This window comes from Serratia oryzae (genome assembly GCF_001976145.1).
In the GTDB taxonomy this organism is placed as follows: domain Bacteria; phylum Pseudomonadota; class Gammaproteobacteria; order Enterobacterales; family Enterobacteriaceae; genus Chania; species Chania oryzae.
Genome location: NZ_MOXD01000017.1, coordinates 26,309 through 45,899 on the forward strand (window position 1 = coordinate 26,309; position 19,591 = coordinate 45,899).

Sequence of the window (19,591 nt, forward strand, 5' to 3'; positions counted from 1 at the left end):
ACTGTTGGCTTGGTGAAAACGTTGCCAACATGCCACTGACTGATGTGATTGCATTAAATGCCACACCAGATTACCAGTGTGGTTTTTTTGTAGCAATACACGAAGTGTATAAAAAAACCACAAACCTCGTTAAAAGTGAATTGACTGGCAGATTTTAACGATGAATGCTTAAAAATAGCGGCTATTTAATTGTGTTTGCTTGACTCAGGTCACTAGATAGCACGGAAAAATGTTACCAAAAATGTTAATATTCACCCCTTATTTTACTATGATCTAGTGGTGAATAGATGGGGTGATTTTGAACAAAATAGAATCCATTCCATCTTCGTGTTAATAACATTTATTTAACACGCCGTATTGCTGTTTGGGCCGTAATTTTGAGATAGAGAAAACGGTTCTGTGTGAAAGTTTCATGTTGGGTACGATCCTGTTGTGCCTATCCTGAGGTTGTTATGGCAATCTCATCATCCTGGCATCGTCCGTGCCAGCCTGCGGGCCGGTAAGACGTGTGGACATTTTTAAACATCGTGTACATCCTATGATCAGAATCAGAAAAGGGTTAGATCTGCCGATATCCGGGATACCGTCTCAGGTGATTCAGGACGGCCCCGTTATCACGCGTGTAGCACTGTTTGGCCAAGACTATGTCGGTATGCGTCCTTCCATGCTGGTGGAGGAAGGCGATCGCGTTAAAAAAGGCCAGGCGCTGTTCGAAGACAAAAAGAATCCTGGCGTTTTCTTCACTGCACCGGCCAGCGGGCGTGTTGCCGCTATCCATCGTGGTGAACGCCGTGTACTGCAAGCGGTGGTGATTGAGATCGAAAACGATGGTGATGAGCAGGTTGAGTTCGCTTATTACCAGTTGGCCGATCTGCCTGCGCTGGAGCGGGAACAGGTTGAAAGCGACCTGTTGGCCAGTGGCCTTTGGGCCGCGTTGCGTACCCGTCCGTTCAGCAAGGCACCGCGTCCAGGCTCTGTACCGCGCGCAATTTTTGTCAGCGCCATGGATACCCAGCCGCTGGCGGCCGATCCGCAGGTGATCATTGCCGAACAGCAGGCGGCATTTAATGCCGGGTTGACGGTGCTGACTCGCCTCACAGAGGGGAAGGTGCATGTTTGCCACGCTGCGGGCTCGCGTATGGTGGAGCAGAGTGGGGCGCAGATCAGCTATAGCGAGTTCGCTGGCCCGCATCCTGCTGGGTTGGTGGGCACCCACATTCACTTTCTGGAGCCGGTTAGCCTGAAAAAAACCGTCTGGCATATCGGCTATCAGGACGTCATCGCCATCGGCACGCTGTTTACCACCGGTAAACTCGACACCCGCCGTATCGTGGCGCTAGCCGGGCCACAGGTGGAGCAACCGACTCTGTTGCGTACCCGTTTAGGGGCCAGCCTGGATGAGTTGACCGCTGGCCGCCTGAAGGTTGGGGAAAACCGTGTGATTTCGGGTTCGGTGCTGAGTGGCACCCGGGCCAGCGGGCCGAGTGCCTGGCTTGGTCGTTTCCACAACCAGGTTTCCGTGCTGCTGGAAGGGCGCGAGAAAGAGCTGTTTGGTTGGATCACACCTGCGCCTGATAAATTCTCCATCACTCGCACCACGCTGGGGCATTTCCTGAAGAATAAGCTGTTCGCTTTTTCGACCACCACCAACGGCGGTGAGCGTGCGATGGTGCCGATCGGCAATTATGAGCGCGTGATGCCGCTGGACATTCTGCCTACCCACTTATTGCGCGATCTGTTGTCTGGCGATACCGACAGCGCTCAGGCGTTGGGCTGTCTGGAGCTGGATGAAGAAGATCTGGCGTTATGCACCTTCGTGTGCCCCGGCAAGTATGAATACGGCCCGGTGCTGCGTGACGTGCTGACCAAGATTGAGCAGGAAGGATAACTCATGGGCCTGAAGAACTTTTTTGACAAGATTGAGCACCACTTCACGCCGGGCGGCAAGCTGGAAAAGTGGTATCCACTGTTTGAAGCGACCGCTACGGTGTTCTACACCCCAGGTACGGTGACGCATGGCGCTTCGCACGTGCGTGATGCTATCGATCTGAAACGCATGATGATCCTGGTGTGGCTGGCGGTATTCCCGGCGATGTTCTGGGGGATGTACAACGTCGGCCAGCAGGCGATTCCTGCATTGCACCATCTTTATAGTGGTGAACAACTGCAACAGGTGCTGGCGGGTGACTGGCATTACCGCCTGGCGCAGTGGCTGGGGGCATCGTTAAACGCCGATGCGGGCTGGATCAGCAAAATGGTGCTCGGTGCGACCTATTTTGTGCCGATCTACGCCGTTGCCTTCCTGGTCGGAGGTTTCTGGGAAGTGCTGTTTGCCATGGTGCGCAAACACGAGATCAACGAAGGTTTCTTCGTAACCTCGATTCTGTTCGCGCTGATCTTACCGCCAACGATACCTTTGTGGCAGGTGGCGTTAGGGATCACCTTTGGTGTGGTGATTGCCAAAGAGATCTTTGGCGGCACTGGGCGTAACTTCCTTAACCCGGCGCTGGCGGGGCGCGCTTTCTTGTTCTTCGCTTATCCTGCGCAGATTTCTGGCGATCTGGTCTGGACTTCCGCCGACGGTTTCTCTGGCGCTACGCCGTTGTCGCAGTGGGGTTCTGGCGGTATGCACAGCTTGAACAACGTTGCCACTGGGCAGCCCATTACCTGGATGGATGCTTTTATCGGCAACATCCCTGGCTCGATCGGTGAAGTGTCCACATTGATGATCCTGATTGGCGGTGCGATCATTCTGTTTGGCCGCGTCGCCTCCTGGCGCATTGTCGCTGGGGTGATGATCGGTATGATAGCCACCGCTTATCTGTTTAACGCCATTGGTTCTGCCACCAATCCACTGTTCGCTATGCCATGGTACTGGCATTTGGTGCTCGGGGGGTTTGCCTTCGGCATGATCTTTATGGCTACCGACCCGGTTTCAGCCTCGTTTACCAACAAGGGGAAATGGTGGTACGGCATTTTGATTGGCGTGATGTGTGTACTGATCCGTGTGGTCAACCCAGCCTATCCGGAAGGCATGATGCTGGCGATCCTGTTCGCCAACCTGTTCGCACCACTGTTCGATTATCTGGTGGTGCAGGCCAACATCAAGCGGAGAAAAGCCCGTGGCGAATGAATCTAAAAATGACAGCATCGGCAAAACGCTGCTGGTAGTGCTGATGCTATGCCTGGTGTGTTCTGTGGTCGTGGCGGGTTCTGCCGTCGGTTTGAAACCCCGACAGCAGGAACAACGGTTGCTGGACAAACAGCGTAACATCCTTGACGTCGCTGGGCTGTTTGCACGTGGCATGTCCAGTGAGCAGGTCAGGGCAACCTTTGACAAACGCGTTGAAACACGCCTGCTGGATCTGAACAGCGGTGAGTTTGTGCCGGGTAAGCACAGCGATTTTGATCTGGCTGCCGCGTTGCGCAGCAATGCCGACAGCATCGCCTTACCGGCCAGTAAAGATCTGGCTGGGATTCGCCGCCGTAGCAATCAGGCAGAAATCTATCTGGTGCGTGATGATGCAGGGGCGATCGGTAAAATCATTCTGCCGGTGTACGGTACTGGGCTGTGGTCGATGATGTATGCCTTTGTGGCAATCGATGCCGACGGCAATACTGTCCGCGGCCTCAGTTTCTACCAGCATGGTGAAACCCCAGGGCTGGGGGGCGAAATCCAAAACCCTAACTGGCGTGCGCAGTGGGTCGGTAGGCAGCTGTTTGATGAAAACGGCAACCCGGCGATCAGCATTGTGAAAGGCGGCGCACGTTCAGGGGATATTCATGCGGTGGATGGTTTGTCCGGTGCGACGCTCACCTCCAATGGTGTGCAGAATATCTTTAATTTCTGGTTGGGCGAGCACGGTTTTGGCCCATTCCTGCAAAGAGTCCGTGAAGGAGCGCTGAAAAATGGCTGATTCCAAAGAGATTAAGCGGGTTCTACTCGGGCCGCTGTTTGATAATAACCCGATTGCCTTGCAGATCCTCGGGGTGTGTTCGGCGTTGGCTGTGACCACTAAGCTGGAAACGGCGGTGGTGATGACCATTGCGGTGACGTTGGTCACTGCGTTTTCCAGCTTCTTTATTTCGCTGATTCGCCATCATATTCCCAACAGCGTGCGCATTATCGTACAGATGACCATTATTGCATCACTGGTGATCGTGGTTGACCAACTGTTGCGTGCCTATGCATTTGAAATTTCGAAACAACTGTCGGTGTTTGTGGGCCTGATTATCACCAACTGTATCGTGATGGGCCGTGCGGAGGCCTACGCGATGAAGTCACCACCGATCGAAAGCTTTATGGATGGCATAGGCAATGGCTTGGGGTACGGCGTGATCCTGATCCTGGTCGGGTTCCTGCGTGAGCTGGTTGGTTCGGGCAATCTGTTCGATATACCGGTGTTAGTGACGGTGCAGAACGGGGGCTGGTATCAGCCAAACGGCCTGTTCCTGCTGGCACCCAGCGCGTTCTTTATCATCGGCCTGATGATTTGGGGGTTACGTACCCTGAAACCAGCCCAAAGAGAAGAGGAGTAACCGCTGATGGAACATTACCTTAACCTGTTTGTTCGCGCGGTGTTTGTCGAGAACATGGCGTTGGCATTCTTCCTCGGCATGTGTACCTTCCTGGCGGTATCAAAGAAGGTGGCGACCTCTTTTGGCCTGGGTATCGCAGTCACCCTGGTGCTCGGCATTTCCGTGCCGGTGAACAACCTGGTCTATAACCTGCTGCTGCGTGATAACGCCTTGATCGAAGGGGTTGACCTGAGTTTCCTCAACTTTATCACCTTTATCGGCGTGATCGCCGCATTGGTGCAGATTCTGGAGATGATCCTCGATCGCTTCTTCCCGGCATTGTACAACGCGCTCGGCATCTTCCTGCCGCTGATCACGGTGAACTGCGCCATCTTTGGTGGCGTGTCGTTTATGGTACAGCGCGATTATAACTTTGCTGAATCCGTGGTGTATGGCTTTAGTTCAGGTATCGGTTGGATGCTGGCCATTGTGGCTTTGGCGGGGATCCGCGAAAAACTGAAGTATGCCAATGTGCCAGCCGGGTTACGCGGTTTGGGCATTACCTTTATTACCACCGGGTTGATGGCATTGGGTTTTATGTCATTTTCCGGCATCCAGTTGTAAAGGCAGGAAGCATTTATGGAAATTATTTTAGGCGTGGTCATGTTTACCGGCATCGTGATGCTGCTGGCGTTAATGATCCTGTTTGCCAAATCCAAGCTGGTGAATACCGGTGATATCGCCGTTGAGGTCAATGGCGATCGGGATAAAAGCTTTACCGCACCGGCGGGGGATAAACTGCTCAATATGCTCTCCAGCCAGGGGATCTTTGTCTCCTCGGCCTGTGGCGGCGGCGGCTCTTGCGGCCAGTGTCGGGTGGTGATCAAAGAGGGCGGCGGCGATATTCTGCCCACTGAGCTTTCCCATATCAGCAAGCGTGAGGCGAAAGAGGGTTGCCGCCTGGCGTGCCAGGTGAATGTGAAGCAGAACCTTAAGATCGAGCTGCCGGAAGAGATCTTTGGCGTGAAGAAATGGGAATGTGAAGTTATCTCTAACGATAATAAAGCGACCTTTATCAAAGAACTGGTGCTGAAGATCCCGGATGGCGAAGATGTGCCGTTCCGTGCCGGGGGCTTTATTCAGATCGAAGCTCCGGCGCACGAAGTGAGCTATGCGGATTTTGACGTTCCGCAGGAGTATCGTGGTGATTGGGACAAGTTCAACCTGTTCCGCTTCCGCTCCGTGGTGAACGAGACAACGGTGCGTGCCTATTCAATGGCCAACTACCCGGATGAAAAGGGCATCATCATGCTCAACGTGCGTATCGCCACGCCGCCACCGAATAACCCTGAAGCGCCGCCGGGGATCATGTCTTCCTATATCTGGTCGCTGAAAGCGGGTGACAAGGTGACGATTTCCGGGCCGTTCGGTGAGTTTTTTGCCAAAGATACTCAGGCCGAAATGGTGTTTATCGGCGGTGGGGCCGGTATGGCACCAATGCGTTCACACATTTTCGATCAGTTAAAGCGCCTTAAATCCAAGCGCAAAATCACCTTCTGGTACGGTGCTCGTTCTCTACGTGAGATGTTCTATGAAGATGATTTCAATCATCTGCAGGAAGAAAATGAAAACTTTACCTGGCATGTGGCGCTTTCCGATCCGCAGCCGGAAGATAATTGGACTGGCTATACCGGCTTTATTCATAATGTCCTGCTGGAAAATTATCTGAAGAACCACCCGGCACCGGAAGACTGTGAGTTTTACATGTGTGGGCCACCGATGATGAACGCGGCGGTGATCAAGATGCTGAAGGATCTCGGCGTTGAAGACGATAACATCATGCTCGATGACTTTGGTGGTTGAACAGGCGGCTGTGAATGAAGTTTTGGATGACAATAGTGGCGCTTGGCGCCACTTTGCTGTTGGCGGGATGTGAGCCAAAGCAGGAAAATCTTGATGGCAAAACGATGGGAACCTATTACTCGATCCGTTTTGTCCCTGGGGAAAATACGCCGGCAGTAGAAACGTTGCGTGCCGAGATCGATAAACGCCTGGAGCAGGTTAACGATCAGATGTCGACCTATCGGCCAGATTCTGAGCTGAGCCGTTTCAACGCCAGCCGCGAAGTGAATAAACCTTTCCCGGTTTCTGCTGCTACGACGGAAGTGGTGCTGGAGGCGCTGCGTATCAACCGGGTTACCGACGGTGCGCTCGATGTTACCGTGGGGCCACTGGTGAATCTGTGGGGCTTTGGCCCTGAGGGCCGCCCGAATAAAGTGCCGACCGTTGCCGAACTGGAGCTGCGCCGTAGTTGGACCGGGAGCGATAAGCTGTCGGTTGAAGGCCATGCGTTGGTGAAAAGCATTCCGGAACTGTATGTCGATCTTTCTTCTATCGCCAAAGGCTATGGTGTGGATGTGATAGCCGAATATCTGCAATCACAGGACGTCAAAAACTATATGGTCGATATCGGTGGCGAAGTGCGAACTCGCGGCCATAACGGTGAGAAGAAGCCGTGGCGTATTGCCATTGAGCGCCCGATAGCGGGTGGGGAACAACAGGCTTATCGGGTGATTGAGCCGGGTGAAATGTCTATTGCCACCTCCGGTGATTATCGTAACTACTTCGAATACGACGGAGTGCGCTATTCTCATACCATCGATCCCTCTACCGGTAAGCCGATCAATCATAACCTGGTGTCGATTACCGTGATCAGCCCACAGTGTATGACCGCCGACGGTCTTTCCACCGGTTTGAACGTCATGGGGCCGGAGCGTGGCATGGCGCTGGCAAACCTGCTGGGGATTCCGGTATTTATGATCGTGAAAACCGCCAATGGTTTTGAAGAACGTTACTCAGAGGCGTTCAAACCCTATCTGAAGAAAAGTGAGTGAGGCGGTTATGCTGACGGTATTCGTTGCATCCTTTGTGCTGTTTCTGCTGGTGGTTATCGGAATGTCGCTTGGTTATCTGCTGCGGCGTAAAACTCTGCAAGGCAGTTGCGGTGGTATCAGCGCATTGGGGATGGAAAAAGTCTGCGATTGCCCTGAGCCTTGCGATGCACGTAAAAAGCGCCTGGCAAAAGAGGCGTTGCGGCGTGAACAACTGGAAAAACGTCGCATCTTATAACCGCTGAATATCAAGGGGTTCGGCACACAGAACCCTCAGACTGCTGACAAACCCCGTTATTAGGGAGAGCGTGCCGAAGGGGTCGTAGCGGCGTAAGCCGCCGGAGCGCCCCTCGGTGCGCTAGGCCCGAGTATCTCGGGTTCAAAAGCGACTTTGTCATCAACCTCGGGGTTCTGTACACAGGACCCTTTTTTTGTCCCTTCTGTTCATTTCCACATTTGAGTTCTTTCTATTTTACTGTATATTTAAACAGTGTTATGGGAGGCGAAATGCGTAAAATCATTCATGTTGATATGGATTGCTTCTTCGCGGCGGTGGAAATGCGCGACGACCCGAGCCTGCGCGATATTCCATTGGCGATTGGGGCCAGTGCCGATCGCCGTGGTGTGATCAGCACCGCCAATTACCCGGCACGCCGTTATGGGGTGCATAGCGCCATGTCTACCGCCATGGCGCTCAAGCTTTGCCCGCACCTGAAGCTGTTACCGGGGCGGATGGCGGCCTATAAAGAAGCCTCGCAGCATATCCGCGCTATTTTTGCCCGCTACACTTCACTGATTGAACCGCTTTCGTTGGATGAAGCCTACCTGGATGTGAGCGACAGCACGCAGTGCAGCGGTTCGGCAACGCTGATCGCCCAAGAGATCCGCCAGGCGATCTCCGATGAGTTGCATCTCACCGCCTCGGCCGGTGTCGCACCAATCAAATTTCTCGCCAAGATTGCCTCGGAATTGAATAAGCCCAACGGGCAATACGTGATTACGCCCGCGCAGGTGCCGGGGTTTTTGCAGCAACTGCCGCTCGGTAAAATTCCTGGCGTGGGTAAAGTCACCGCCAAGCGCCTGGAAGATCTGGGGTTGTTCACCTGTGCCGATGTGCAAAAATACGATTTGGCAGCCTTGCTGAAAAGCTTCGGCAAATTTGGCCGGGTGTTGTGGGAGCGCAGCCAGGGTATTGATGAACGCGAGGTGTCCCCCGATCGCCTGCGTAAGTCGGTGGGCGTTGAGCGCACGCTGGCGCAAGATATTCACCGCTGGGAAGAGTGTGAGACGCTGATTATCGATAAACTCTATCCCGAGCTGGAGATGCGGCTGCGCAAGGTGAAACCGGATCTGCACATCGCCCGGCAAGGGGTGAAGCTGAAGTTTCAGGATTTTCAGCAGACCACCCAAGAGCATATCTGGCCGGTACTGAATAAAGAGGATTTGATCAACGTAGCCCATAAAGTGTGGCAAGAGCGGCGCGATGGGCGCGGGGTGCGCTTGGTTGGGCTGCATGTCACCTTGCTGGATCCGCAGCTTGAGCGGCAACTGGTGCTGACGTGGTAATCACCGGGGAACCGCAAGGGCACAAGATTGCACCCTTGCAGCACGGCGCTTATTTGCGCTCAGGAATCGCTTTCAGCAGTGCGGTCAGCAACTGCCAGTATTGCCCGACGCTGGCAATATGCACCTGTTCATCCGGCGAATGCGGCCCGGTGATGGTTGGCCCAATCGAGACCATATCCATATGTGGATAAGGTTTTTTGAACAAACCGCACTCCAGCCCAGCGTGGATCACCATAATGTTCGGCGTGCTGTTGAACAGTTTCTGGTAAGTTTCACGCACTAACTGCATTACCGGTGAATTAGCATCGGGTTGCCAGCCTGGGTAAGCTCCCTTGGCTTCAGTCTGTGCGTTAGCCAATTGCCCCAGCGCGTTCAGCATCCCCACCACATAATCTTTCCCGCTGTCGATCAGCGAACGGATCAGGCAAATGATCTCCGCTTCTTTTTCGCTGGTGGTCACTACGCCAACGTTCAGCGAGGTTTCTACCACGCCTTTTACCTCATCACTCATGCGGATCACACCGTTAGGCGTGCCGTTCAGCAGGGCGATAAAACGCGCTTGGCAGTTGGCAGTCATAGCCTGCGATGGGCTGGTGACAGGATCCAGCAGAATGGTGATGTTTTTCTCTTTTGCGACCAGCTCGTTTTTCAGGATAGCCAGGTAGTGCTGGGTCAACGCTTTCAGCGCATCGGCTTTCGCTGCTGGCACGGCAACCACCGCCGAGGCTTCACGTGGGATCGCATTACGCAGCGTGCCGCCGTTCAGATCCAGCAGGCGCAGATCCAGTTCTTGCGCATGGGCAAACAGGAAACGCGCCAGCAGTTTGTTGGCATTGCCTAAGCCCTGATGGATTTCTGCGCCTGAGTGGCCGCCCTTCAAGCCTTTGATGGTCAGCTTCAGGGTTTGGTAGCCGGCTGGCAGTGCTTCACGTTGCAGTGGCAGCGTGGTGATAAAATCAATACCGCCAGCGCAACCCATGTAGATTTCGCCTTCCGTTTCGGAGTCGGTGTTGATCAGGATATCGGCCTGCAGCCAGTTGGGCTGTAAGCCAAAAGCGCCATCCATACCGGCTTCTTCGGTCATAGTCAGCAGCACTTCCAGTGGGCCGTGTTCAACGCGATCGTCGGCCAGCACCGCCAGCGCAGAGGCCATGCCAATGCCGTTATCCGCACCCAGCGTGGTGCCGCGGGCTTTCACCCATTCGCCATCAACGTAGGCTTGGATCGGATCTTTGGCGAAGTCGTGGACGGTGTCGTTATTTTTTTGTGGCACCATATCGAGGTGGGCCTGTAGCGCCACCGGCTTGCGGTTTTCCATGCCTTTGGTGGCTGGCTTGCGAAGCAGAATGTTGCCCACCTGATCGCGCTCGGCGTGCAGGTGCTTTTCTTTTGCCCAATCGAGAATGTGTTGCGCCAGCGCTTCTTCGTGGTAGGAAGGGTGGGGAATCGAGCAAATCTTGGCAAAAATATCCCACAGCGGCTGTGGCGAAAGTTGAGACAATTCAGACACTCTAGGTCTCCTGTAACAGCATGCCTTGCAAAGGGGAATGCTGTGCGGTTAGGGTTAGTTGATATCTGTGCTTGGTGGCACGATGCTCTGAGAATATCACTTTATTCCAGGGCGCGCGCGCACCGTATTGGCGGTTTGGCCAGAGCCATACGGCGCTTTACCTGGCCGCAGATGATTTAATCAGCGCTAATCCTCCCGCAGGCAACCAGACAAAATACGGATGAATTCCTCAGTTCAACTGGTATTCAGCGCGGCCAGTCTCTATAATCTCGCGCAACCTTTTTTCCCCTGATTACTCAATAAGCCACATCAACTGCTGGCCGGGACCACACATTCTATGAGCGAAAAATACGTTGTTACTTGGGACATGTTGCAAATGCAGGCGCGCAAACTGGCTCATCGCCTGCTGCCTGCCGATCAATGGAAAGGCATCATTGCCGTCAGCCGCGGTGGCCTGGTTCCAGCCTCTTTGCTGGCGCGTGAACTGAGCATCCGCTACGTGGATACCGTGTGCATTTCCAGCTATGACCATGACAGCCAGCGCGAAATGAAAGTGCTGAAACGTGCCGAAGGTGATGGTGAAGGCTTTATCGTGGTTGACGATCTGGTGGATACCGGCGGCACTGCAAAAGCGATCCGTGAAATGTATCCGAAAGCCCACTTCGTCACCATTTTTGCCAAACCGGCTGGCCGTCCGCTGGTTGACGACTACGTGGTTGATATCCCTCAGGATACCTGGATCGAGCAGCCGTGGGACATGGGCGTTGCCTTTGTGCCACCGATCGGCGGCCGCTGAGTCAAGCCAAAACGCCCGGTTCTGCCGGGCGTTGGTATTTATAAGCCCAGGCAGCCTGATTTCGTCACCTTCTGTAAATTCCCCGCATTCTGCCCGTAGAGCTTTGGTGTCTGTCGCCAGAGTTAGGTACACTGTCTTCAGACATTCCGGCTGTTTTATCCCCGTGGCGGTTTAAGCTGCAGCTTAAAAGCCATTGGGTATCAGCCTTGAAGCAAGATCCTCGGAGGCTGTTGTTACCATGGCACAAGCCAACCTTTCTGAAGTACTGTTCAAACCTTCGTTTAAACATGCCGAAACCTCGACGCTGGTATCGCGCGCTCATCACGTGGTGGGAGCGGATATGCACTCTGCGTTGGAGGGGGATACCGGCAACAACTGGTATCGCATGCTTAACCACCTGCTGTGGACCTGGCGCGGTATTGATCCGCTGGAAATCAGCGAAGTCTTGGCGCGAATTGCCAATTCGAACGCCGAACACAGCGACGAGCACCTGCTGGATACCGTGGTCGGTTACCGCAACGGTAACTGGATTTATGAATGGGTACGCCAGGGCATGAAATGGCAACAGCGGGCCTTGGAACAGGATGACCCGCTGTTGGGCGGGCAGTATTGGCTAAATGCTGCCAATCTCTACAGCATTGCCGGTTATCCGCATCTAAAAGGGGATGAACTGGCTGAGCAGGCGGAGGTGCTGTCCAACCGTGCGTATGAAGAAGCCGCCTTGCTGTTACCCTATCAGCTCAAGGAATTGGAATTCGCCATTGAGGGCGGCAGTGCGATCACCGGTTTCCTGCATATGCCGGAAAGCGGGCAGGCACCGTACCCAACGGTGCTGATGTGCGGCAGCCTGGATACGTTGCAGACCGATTACCACCGCCTGTTCCGCGATTATCTGGCACCGTTGGGCATTGCGATGCTGACCATCGATATGCCTTCCATTGGCTCATCCTATAAATGGAAACTGACGCAGGACTCCAGCTTCCTGCACCAGCAGGTGTTGAAGCAATTGCCCTCGGTGCCATGGATCGATCATCAACGCGTTGCTGCCTTCGGCTTTCGTTTTGGTGCCAATGTGGCAGTACGCTTGGCCTATCTCGAGGCTCACCGGTTGCGTGGCGTGGCGTGCGTGGGGGCTTTGGTGCATAGCCTGCTGTGTGAAGCCCAGTGCCAAGAGCATGTTCCCGATATGTATATGGATGTCTTGGCCAGCCGTATGGGCATGTCTAATGCTTCCGACAGCGTGCTGAAAACCGAGCTGAACCGTTATTCGCTGAAAACCCAGGGGTTGCTTGGCCGCCGTTGCCCAACGCCGATGCTGGCCGCGTACTGGGATAGCGATCCGCTCAGCCCGAAAGCCGAAGCCCAACTGATCGCCTCATCCTCGGTGGATGGCAAGCTGATCGCCATCCCCCGCTCGCCGGTATATGAAAACTTCCACAAGTCATTACTGCAGATTTGTAACTGGTTGAAAGATAAAATGCGTTAACCAGTTGCTAATTTTCAACAGTTTGCTAAAAAGGATGGTCTACCTACATTGAGGAGGTTAAAGAATGACGTTACCAAGTGGCCATCCTAAGAGCCGGTTAATGAAACGCTTTGCCAGCCTGGGGCCTTATCTGCGCGAAAGCAAATGTGAGAATGACCATTTTTTCTTTGATTGTTTAGCGGTTTGCGTCAATATCAAGCCTGCGCCGGAAAAGCGTGAGTTCTGGGGATGGTGGCTTGATCTGCAGGCCGACCAATCTCGCTTTACCTACGCTTATCACTTTGGCTTGTTCAACAAAGATGGGCAATGGAAGGCTGAAAAGATTAAAGATGGTGAAGTACAGGAAAAGTTGGAAACCACACTGCGCGATTTCCATCATCGCCTGGGGGAACTGATGACCAGCCTGGAGTTGGTGCTGGAGCCTGCCGATGATTTTAATGAGAAACCGTTAAAACTTTCCGCCTAGATCATTTTCATTTCATAATTGCGCTGAAATCGCGTTGTGCCTGTTGGCATAACGCGTGTCTCCTGTTACAAAGTTCTTTGCATTCCCTTCTTATTTCAATGGCAGAGATATTATGAGCAGCAGCCAGACATTGGTTGTGAAATTGGGCACCAGCGTGTTGACCGGCGGATCGCTGCGTCTGAACCGTGCCCATATTGTTGAGCTGGTGCGCCAGTGCGCGCAGCAGCATGCCGCGGGCCATCGCATTGTGATTGTTACCTCCGGGGCGATTGCTGCCGGGCGTGAACACCTGGGGTACCCCGAACTGCCCGCCACTATTGCTTCCAAACAGTTATTGGCGGCGGTGGGGCAAAGCCGCCTGATCCAACTGTGGGAACAGCTATTTTCCATTTACGGCATTCATATTGGGCAGATGCTGCTGACGCGAGCCGATCTGGAAGATCGCGAACGGTTCCTCAACGCGCGTGACACTATGAGCGCGCTGCTGGATAACCGTATCGTGCCGGTGATCAATGAAAATGACGCAGTGGCGACGGCAGAAATCAAAGTTGGCGATAACGACAACCTTTCGGCCCTGGCGGCGATTCTGGCCGGCGCCGATAAACTGCTGCTGCTGACCGATCAGCAGGGCTTGTACACCGCCGATCCACGCAACAACCCTACGGCGGAGCTGATCCGTGAAGTGCATGGCATTGATGATGCACTGCGTGCTATTGCTGGCGACAGCGTATCTGGCCTGGGGACCGGCGGCATGGGCACCAAGTTGCAGGCCGCCGACGTGGCTTGCCGTGCGGGTATTGATGTGATTATCGCTGCGGGCAGCAGGCCAGGCGTGGTGGCCGATGTGATCGCAGGCAACCCAGTGGGCACCCGTTTCCACGCGCTGGAAACCCCGCTGGAGAACCGTAAACGTTGGATCTTTGGTGCACCACCTGCGGGTGAGATCACCGTAGATGACGGTGCGATAGAAGCGATGATGGCGCGCGGCAGTTCACTGTTGCCAAAAGGCATACGTGACGTTAAAGGCGATTTTTCCCGTGGTGAAGTGATCCGCATCTGCAATCTGGCGGGCCGCGATCTGGCTCATGGCGTCAGCCGCTATAACAGCGATGCGATGCGCATGATTGCCGGGCATCATTCGCAAGAAATCAACGAAATTTTGGGTTATGAATATGGCCCGGTGGCAGTCCACCGCGACGATATGATTGTCAGCTAAGGAGTAAGCATGCTTGAGCAGATGGGGAAGGCCGCGAAGCAGGCTTCCTGGCAACTGGCGGTGCTGAGCACGGCAAAGAAAAACCAGGTGCTGGCGGTAATGGCCGATCGGTTAGAAGCCAACAGCGAAGTGATTCTGCAGGCCAACGAGCGGGATATGGCACAAGCGCGTGAGGCGGGGATGAGTGAGGCCCTGTTGGATCGCCTGTTGCTGACGCCTGCCCGCCTGGCCGCGATCGCTAACGATGTGCGTCAGGTATGCCGCCTTAGCGATCCGGTGGGCCGGGTGTTGGACGGCAACCTGTTGGACAGCGGCCTGAAGCTGGAACGCCGCCGCGTGCCGCTCGGTGTGATCGGCGTGATCTATGAAGCGCGCCCCAATGTGACTATCGACGTTGCCAGTCTGTGCCTGAAAACCGGCAATGCGGTGATTTTGCGCGGTGGCAAAGAGACGCACCATACCAATCAGGCAACGGTGAAAGTGATCCAGCAAGCGCTCGAACAATGTGGCCTGCCAGCCGCAGCGGTGCAGGCGATCGAAAGCCCGGATCGCGAACTGGTAAACGAGTTGCTGCGTATGGATCGTTATGTCGACATGCTGATCCCGCGTGGCGGTGCCGGTTTACATAAACTGTGCCGCGAGCAGTCAACGATTCCGGTGATCACCGGTGGCATTGGCGTGTGCCATATCTACGTTGATGACTGCGTCGATTATGACAAAGCGCTGACGGTGATTGAAAACGCCAAGATCCAGCGGCCAAGCGCCTGTAACTCGTTAGAAACGTTGTTAGTAAACCGCACTATTGCCAACAGTTTCTTGCCTGCGCTGAGTGCGCGCATGGCGGCCGTTGGGGTGACTTTGCACGCCAGCGATAACGCTATGCCTTTGCTGCATGAAGGCCCTGCACGGGCAGTTGCGGTAGAAGCGAAAGACTACGACGATGAATGGCTGTCGCTGGATATGAATGTGACGCTGGTAGACGATATCGATCAGGCGATCGAACATATCCGCACCCACGGCACCAGTCATTCGGATGCGATTCTGACGCGTTCGCTGAGTAACGCCGAATATTTTGTGCGCGCGGTGGATTCTGCGGCCGTGTACGTCAACGCCAGCACCCGTTTTACCGACGGCGGACAGTTTGGTCTAGGGGCCGAGGTCGCGGTGAGCACCCAGAAGCTGCACGCTCGCGGCCCGATGGGGTTGGATGCGCTCACCACCTATAAATGGATTGGTTACGGCGACGATCTGGTTCGCAGTTAATGCTGTTGCTGGGGTAGAAAGGGGGGACGCTGTGCCCCTGGAACCGCTGGCAATCGGCGTTGCATTTAAGCCACAGTAAGCATAGGGTTGATGTGAAATGCAGCAGATGAGCAGCGGCCTATTGACTCATCCCGTGCTTTTGCATAATTTGTTCAGCGTATTCCGGCATGCATCTGTATGCCCGGCCCAAAGCCGATATAGCTCAGTTGGTAGAGCAGCGCATTCGTAATGCGAAGGTCGTAGGTTCGACTCCTATTATCGGCACCACTAACCCCTCCAAAGCATTCCAAGAAAATCCATTTTGCGTTGATTTTATTGGTTTTCATGATTTTCATTGTCCAATGCGGTCTACACTAACCCATTGCAATCTGGCGCGTTAACGGGTACAAAATCGGGTATCCAGGTTTGATGGCGGGTACCAATGAAACTCAACGCGCGACAGGTAGAAACGGCGAAGCCTAGTGACAAAGATTATAAGCTACCAGATGGTAACGGGCTGTTCCTGCTGGTGAAAAGCAACGGAGCCAAGTATTGGCGTTATCGTTACACGTTTGCTGGCAAGGAAAAGCTACTCGCTATAGGTGTTTACCCTGCGGTATCTTTGGCCACCGCCAGATTAAAGCGCGATGAGGCACGGCAGAACGTTGCCGCCGGTGTAGATCCTGTTAAAGCTAAAAACTACGGTGTCGCTGCATTAGCCGCAAAGTCTATAACCTTTCGTGAAATGGCGGAAGAATGGCACGCGTTTAAATCGCCACGCTGGAGTACTGGTTATGCTGCCGACATTTTGGAAGCCTTCAAAAAAGATATTTATCCCGCGGTGGGTGCCTTGGCAGTGATCGACATTGAGCCTGTGATGATGCTAAAAGCGCTGCGCAAAATAGAGGCACGCGGCGCAACTGAGAAAGCAGCAAAAACCCGGCGTTGGTGTGGGGAAGTATTCCGGTATGCGGTTGCGACCGGGCGGGCAAAGTACAACCCGGTTAGCGAACTCAATAGCGCAATGGAAGGCCACGAGGGAGAATCCTTTCCGTTCCTGACTGCGGCGGAAATACCCGATTTTTTGACTGCGGTAGAGAACTACGGCGGTAGCTCTTTACCAAAGTTAGGCGTTCAAATAATGATGCTTGGGGGGTTACGCACACATGAGTTGCGCCACTCTCAGTGGGAGTGGGTCGATTTTGATAACAGGTTGTGGGAGTTCCCCGCAACTGTAATGAAGATGGACCGGCCACACCTTGTGCCGTTGTCGGACCAGCTAATTATTTTATTACGGGATTTGCAGAAATTGACAGGCCGTTTTGCGAATATGTTTCCGGGGAGAAACGATCCGTCAAGCGTGATGAGCGCAGGAACTATTAATAGAATGATCCACGCTATCGGCTATAAAGATAGGGTAGTAGGGCATGGTTTTCGGCACACGTTCAGCACTATTTTAAACGATGAGGGTTTTAACTCCGATTGGGTGGAGTTACAGATCGCTCATGTAGATAAAAATAGAATTCGCGGGACGTATAACCATGCCCTCTATTTGGAAGGGCGTAGGAATATGGTACAGTGGTATGCGGACTATATTGATGGGTTGAGGCTAATTTGGTGAGTAACTACAGCATTTGGATATCTGGTGTAGCTTTGGTCATTTCGGCATTTAGCTTTATTAACGCCTGGCTAGCCCGTAAGCAATCTAAAAATGATGCTTTCATAAAACTAAAATTAAATGTACTAAAAGAGCTACGCGAGATGGATATTGCATATGCAGCTATGCTTCGTGAAATTAATGAATTAATAAAAGAAATTAAAACTAATGCAAAAGTGGCTACAGCTGCAAAGGAATTGCTAGACGGGCTTGAGAGTAACGCTGATTTCTATAGACAATGCCAAAGTGATACTCGAGACCACATTGCTAAAGTATTTGATGATAGAGGTAAATTGACGGAAAAGAATTTACATGAATATTCGGTTATTCTGGCATCTGAACTGGCTCGTTTAAACAAGAATAGCCAAATCATGCAGGAAAACTTTAAGACTATGCGAGATAAATTTGCGAGCCTTCCAAAGGTTTAATTAGAAGACTCAGGATAGCTGCCATCTGTTGCCCAGCCCGCAACGACCTGAATTGATCATCAACATTTTGGCCACTTTGCATTGGTCTGTCGCTTCCTGTATTTGGTTTGTGCAAACTCCACTGATTTCAGGCTCCGTTCAGGAAACAATGTACATAGCTGTGCTATTGGTAGCGAGTGATTTTGAGCAAGCAGAAGCAATTCATCTTCGCTCCATTTGCGGTAGTTTTTATTACCCTGATAGATTATGCCTAGTCTTGCTGCTTTTAATATTACCGAATGGTTGGATCTGCCTGATAACCTGGCTACAACTTTCTTCCCCTCGGACGGATAATATCTCCTGAGAATCTTAAGTTCACGTTGCTGCCAAAATGGTTCGGGTCTGGTTAAGCCCAATTTTCTGGCTTTAATAACAACAGACACAGCCGACCTAGCGGGGAGCATTGCGCATATTTCGTCAACCTCCAGGTCTGTCCCATAGGTTGCACGTAGAATATCCGTCTCCCCGTCAGACCAATCAGGTGTTTTCTGCGGAGCGTATCCCAGTTTCTGGGCTATGGCCCGAACCGCATTTGCCGATCGACCCAGGCTCTCACCAATATCGGCACAAGACATCTTACTGTAGTGTTTTTCGACATACTCCAACTCTTGGAGAGTCCAGGGCGAACCATGGTTTCTTTTCGTCGTCTTCATTTCAGTTGTCCAAAGTACGTCTGATACTCAGCATTACAGCCACGCCCGGTGTTCTCCGGTTGCAGCGGCGGGAAGCGAAGGTTTTTAGGGCGTAAAAGCAAAAAACCCGACCAGTTGGCCGGGTTTTTTATCTTAACTTTGTTGTTGATAGCGTTCATCTTGTTGAATAAGTGGCTCTATTTCTTCTTCCCATACACGCTTTTGGTATAACTGCCCTTCGCTTGTTTCCTTTCGAGCTGCTAAGCATTCCCTAATAACCTTAATAGCTGTATTGAACTCAGACTCATTCAACTCATTGAAATTTATCTGGTCAAGAACCTGCATTTCCATGATTTTTTCATGTATTACAGGATAATTATCCTGTAATACTTCATCAAGTAACGCCTCCAATACATCGGATGCTTGACGATTTAGCACTACGCTTAAATTTCGCTCACCATGGTTATTATTTAAAGCTCTATAACCAATACCAAAATAAGCTCCCATGACTCACCTCATAATAATGATTTTATCTTGTTGCTCTTTAGGCAATGTCTTTATGAAATCCATAAAGATAGCTTGGTTTTTTTGAGTCAGTATGCTGAAGTCTACAGGGACTAAATCTGCTTTCTTCAGGTGTTGTAAGATCTGATCCTGCCCATGAGGTATATCTCCTGGTGATTTCGATGTTGTCATATTCTTTTCATAAAACTTATTGATCCCATCAATTTCTTTTTGAGATAAGTTTTTAGTTGTATACATTAAGTCTACTGTTTTTCCTGCATACGGCCCGCTTGTAATAATGAAATCAGCATTCTTATCAGTCGAAGATGTCGTTATCCTCTCTAGTTTACCCAAAGCGGTCTCCAACCTTGCAGCCGCCGCCGCTTCTGCAGGATTATACTTCCCATTACCCAGTAAGTCTGGCGTATTCAGGCGGTCATGGCCTTCCAGAGGCGTTGAGTTTATTTTTACTTCATAAATCCCATCTGCGTTCTTAACAAGTGAACTTGCTGCCCCTGAAGCCGAACCTTTATTGTTGAGCGCAACATCCTTCCCGAACTGCTTCGTCAGTGCACCTGATGCGACTACAGCACTCACACCACCCGCGATGTACATTGAACCCACATAGGCTCCTGCTCTC

At 52.6% G+C, this 19,591-nt stretch carries 20 protein-coding genes and 1 tRNA gene; 17 read left to right on the plus strand and 4 right to left on the minus strand.

All coding sequences use genetic code 11. The annotated features are described in order from the left end of the window. Nucleotides 1-538 precede the first annotated feature (538 nt). From BMI79_RS21405 to dinB, 9 genes are all read left to right on the plus strand, one after another. Complete coding sequence (locus BMI79_RS21405; protein ID WP_076944180.1) at nucleotides 539-1,888, plus strand: Na(+)-translocating NADH-quinone reductase subunit A; 1,350 nt, start codon at nucleotides 539-541, stop codon at nucleotides 1,886-1,888. 3 nt (nucleotides 1,889-1,891) lie between these two features. Next, entirely contained in the window at nucleotides 1,892-3,133 is a 1,242-nt protein-coding gene (locus tag BMI79_RS21410; protein WP_076944181.1) for an NADH:ubiquinone reductase (Na(+)-transporting) subunit B, read from the plus strand. Next, on the plus strand, nucleotides 3,123-3,917 hold the full coding sequence (locus BMI79_RS21415; protein WP_076944182.1) for a Na(+)-translocating NADH-quinone reductase subunit C: 795 nt from the start codon (nucleotides 3,123-3,125) through the stop codon (nucleotides 3,915-3,917). The genes BMI79_RS21410 and BMI79_RS21415 overlap by 11 nt, the downstream gene beginning before the upstream one ends. Next, on the plus strand, nucleotides 3,910-4,539 hold the full coding sequence (locus BMI79_RS21420) for an NADH:ubiquinone reductase (Na(+)-transporting) subunit D (protein WP_076944183.1): 630 nt from the start codon (nucleotides 3,910-3,912) through the stop codon (nucleotides 4,537-4,539). The genes BMI79_RS21415 and BMI79_RS21420 overlap by 8 nt, the downstream gene beginning before the upstream one ends. Before the next feature lie 6 nt (nucleotides 4,540-4,545). Further along, nucleotides 4,546-5,142, plus strand: a complete 597-nt coding sequence (gene nqrE, locus BMI79_RS21425; protein ID WP_076944184.1) for an NADH:ubiquinone reductase (Na(+)-transporting) subunit E — start codon at nucleotides 4,546-4,548, stop codon at nucleotides 5,140-5,142. Between the two features lie 15 nt (nucleotides 5,143-5,157). Continuing rightward, on the plus strand, nucleotides 5,158-6,381 hold the full coding sequence (gene nqrF, locus BMI79_RS21430; RefSeq protein ID WP_076944185.1) for an NADH:ubiquinone reductase (Na(+)-transporting) subunit F: 1,224 nt from the start codon (nucleotides 5,158-5,160) through the stop codon (nucleotides 6,379-6,381). Nucleotides 6,382-6,395: 14 nt separating this feature from the next. Further along, a complete protein-coding gene (locus tag BMI79_RS21435; RefSeq protein WP_076944186.1) occupies nucleotides 6,396-7,412 on the plus strand; it encodes an FAD:protein FMN transferase in 1,017 nt (338 codons plus the stop codon). A 7-nt stretch (nucleotides 7,413-7,419) separates the two neighbouring features. After that, nucleotides 7,420-7,647, plus strand: a complete 228-nt coding sequence (nqrM, locus tag BMI79_RS21440; protein WP_076944187.1) for a (Na+)-NQR maturation NqrM — start codon at nucleotides 7,420-7,422, stop codon at nucleotides 7,645-7,647. Between the two features lie 269 nt (nucleotides 7,648-7,916). Continuing rightward, complete coding sequence (dinB, locus tag BMI79_RS21445; RefSeq protein WP_076944188.1) at nucleotides 7,917-8,975, plus strand: DNA polymerase IV; 1,059 nt, start codon at nucleotides 7,917-7,919, stop codon at nucleotides 8,973-8,975. Nucleotides 8,976-9,024: 49 nt separating this feature from the next. On the opposite strand, the gene pepD is transcribed toward dinB, so the two are convergent. Next, on the minus strand, nucleotides 9,025-10,485 hold the full coding sequence (gene pepD, locus BMI79_RS21450) for a beta-Ala-His dipeptidase (RefSeq protein ID WP_076944189.1): 1,461 nt from the start codon (nucleotides 10,483-10,485) through the stop codon (nucleotides 9,025-9,027). A 337-nt stretch (nucleotides 10,486-10,822) separates the two neighbouring features. On the opposite strand from pepD, the gene gpt reads away from it, so the two are divergent. The 8 genes from gpt to BMI79_RS21490 all read left to right on the plus strand — a co-directional run bounded on the left by gpt (nucleotide 10,823) and on the right by BMI79_RS21490 (nucleotide 17,776). Next, entirely contained in the window at nucleotides 10,823-11,281 is a 459-nt protein-coding gene (gene gpt, locus BMI79_RS21455; protein ID WP_076944190.1) for a xanthine phosphoribosyltransferase, read from the plus strand. A gap of 238 nt (nucleotides 11,282-11,519) precedes the next feature. Next, nucleotides 11,520-12,767, plus strand: a complete 1,248-nt coding sequence (gene frsA, locus BMI79_RS21460; protein WP_076944191.1) for an esterase FrsA — start codon at nucleotides 11,520-11,522, stop codon at nucleotides 12,765-12,767. A 64-nt stretch (nucleotides 12,768-12,831) separates the two neighbouring features. Continuing rightward, nucleotides 12,832-13,233: a sigma factor-binding protein Crl gene (gene crl / locus BMI79_RS21465; RefSeq protein WP_076944192.1), complete on the plus strand. Its 402-nt coding sequence runs from the start codon at nucleotides 12,832-12,834 to the stop codon at nucleotides 13,231-13,233. A gap of 112 nt (nucleotides 13,234-13,345) precedes the next feature. Beyond that, nucleotides 13,346-14,449: a glutamate 5-kinase gene (proB, locus tag BMI79_RS21470; protein WP_076944193.1), complete on the plus strand. Its 1,104-nt coding sequence runs from the start codon at nucleotides 13,346-13,348 to the stop codon at nucleotides 14,447-14,449. A gap of 9 nt (nucleotides 14,450-14,458) precedes the next feature. Continuing rightward, nucleotides 14,459-15,712, plus strand: coding sequence for a glutamate-5-semialdehyde dehydrogenase (gene proA, locus BMI79_RS21475; RefSeq protein WP_076944194.1), 1,254 nt, complete (start codon nucleotides 14,459-14,461; stop codon nucleotides 15,710-15,712). Nucleotides 15,713-15,903: 191 nt separating this feature from the next. Next, nucleotides 15,904-15,979 (plus strand) — tRNA-Thr (locus BMI79_RS21480). A gap of 154 nt (nucleotides 15,980-16,133) precedes the next feature. Further along, nucleotides 16,134-17,312 carry a tyrosine-type recombinase/integrase gene (locus BMI79_RS21485; RefSeq protein ID WP_076944195.1) on the plus strand — a complete coding sequence of 393 codons (1,179 nt, stop codon included), beginning with the start codon at nucleotides 16,134-16,136 and terminating at the stop codon, nucleotides 17,310-17,312. Next, a complete protein-coding gene (locus BMI79_RS21490; RefSeq protein WP_076944196.1) occupies nucleotides 17,309-17,776 on the plus strand; it encodes a hypothetical protein in 468 nt (155 codons plus the stop codon). The genes BMI79_RS21485 and BMI79_RS21490 overlap by 4 nt, the downstream gene beginning before the upstream one ends. Before the next feature lie 59 nt (nucleotides 17,777-17,835). On the opposite strand, the gene BMI79_RS21495 is transcribed toward BMI79_RS21490, so the two are convergent. The 3 genes from BMI79_RS21495 to BMI79_RS21505 form a co-directional block, all read right to left on the minus strand. Next, complete coding sequence (locus BMI79_RS21495; protein ID WP_076944197.1) at nucleotides 17,836-18,468, minus strand: hypothetical protein; 633 nt, start codon at nucleotides 18,466-18,468, stop codon at nucleotides 17,836-17,838. 132 nt (nucleotides 18,469-18,600) lie between these two features. Then, nucleotides 18,601-18,954, minus strand: a complete 354-nt coding sequence (locus BMI79_RS21500) for a hypothetical protein (RefSeq protein WP_076944198.1) — start codon at nucleotides 18,952-18,954, stop codon at nucleotides 18,601-18,603. Nucleotides 18,955-18,957: 3 nt separating this feature from the next. Continuing rightward, the coding region (locus BMI79_RS21505; protein WP_208611218.1) for a hypothetical protein at nucleotides 18,958-19,591 on the minus strand (634 nt) is incomplete at its 5' end.

Excerpts from the sequence above, each read along its gene's own strand:
- proB (WP_076944193.1), top strand. The coding sequence starts at position 13,346 with ATGAGCAGCAGCCAGACATTGGTTGTGAAATTGGGCACCAGCGTGTTG.
- BMI79_RS21500 (WP_076944198.1), bottom strand. The coding sequence starts at position 18,954 with ATGGGAGCTTATTTTGGTATTGGTTATAGAGCTTTAAATAATAACCAT.
- BMI79_RS21405 (WP_076944180.1), top strand. The coding sequence starts at position 539 with ATGATCAGAATCAGAAAAGGGTTAGATCTGCCGATATCCGGGATACCG.
- BMI79_RS21410 (WP_076944181.1), top strand. The coding sequence starts at position 1,892 with ATGGGCCTGAAGAACTTTTTTGACAAGATTGAGCACCACTTCACGCCG.
- BMI79_RS21495 (WP_076944197.1), bottom strand. The coding sequence starts at position 18,468 with ATGAAGACGACGAAAAGAAACCATGGTTCGCCCTGGACTCTCCAAGAG.
- nqrF (WP_076944185.1), top strand. The coding sequence starts at position 5,158 with ATGGAAATTATTTTAGGCGTGGTCATGTTTACCGGCATCGTGATGCTG.
- BMI79_RS21420 (WP_076944183.1), top strand. The coding sequence starts at position 3,910 with ATGGCTGATTCCAAAGAGATTAAGCGGGTTCTACTCGGGCCGCTGTTT.
- BMI79_RS21485 (WP_076944195.1), top strand. The coding sequence starts at position 16,134 with ATGAAACTCAACGCGCGACAGGTAGAAACGGCGAAGCCTAGTGACAAA.
- crl (WP_076944192.1), top strand. The coding sequence starts at position 12,832 with ATGACGTTACCAAGTGGCCATCCTAAGAGCCGGTTAATGAAACGCTTT.
- BMI79_RS21435 (WP_076944186.1), top strand. The coding sequence starts at position 6,396 with ATGAAGTTTTGGATGACAATAGTGGCGCTTGGCGCCACTTTGCTGTTG.
- nqrE (WP_076944184.1), top strand. The coding sequence starts at position 4,546 with ATGGAACATTACCTTAACCTGTTTGTTCGCGCGGTGTTTGTCGAGAAC.
- proA (WP_076944194.1), top strand. The coding sequence starts at position 14,459 with ATGCTTGAGCAGATGGGGAAGGCCGCGAAGCAGGCTTCCTGGCAACTG.
- frsA (WP_076944191.1), top strand. The coding sequence starts at position 11,520 with ATGGCACAAGCCAACCTTTCTGAAGTACTGTTCAAACCTTCGTTTAAA.
- dinB (WP_076944188.1), top strand. The coding sequence starts at position 7,917 with ATGCGTAAAATCATTCATGTTGATATGGATTGCTTCTTCGCGGCGGTG.
- gpt (WP_076944190.1), top strand. The coding sequence starts at position 10,823 with ATGAGCGAAAAATACGTTGTTACTTGGGACATGTTGCAAATGCAGGCG.
- nqrM (WP_076944187.1), top strand. The coding sequence starts at position 7,420 with ATGCTGACGGTATTCGTTGCATCCTTTGTGCTGTTTCTGCTGGTGGTT.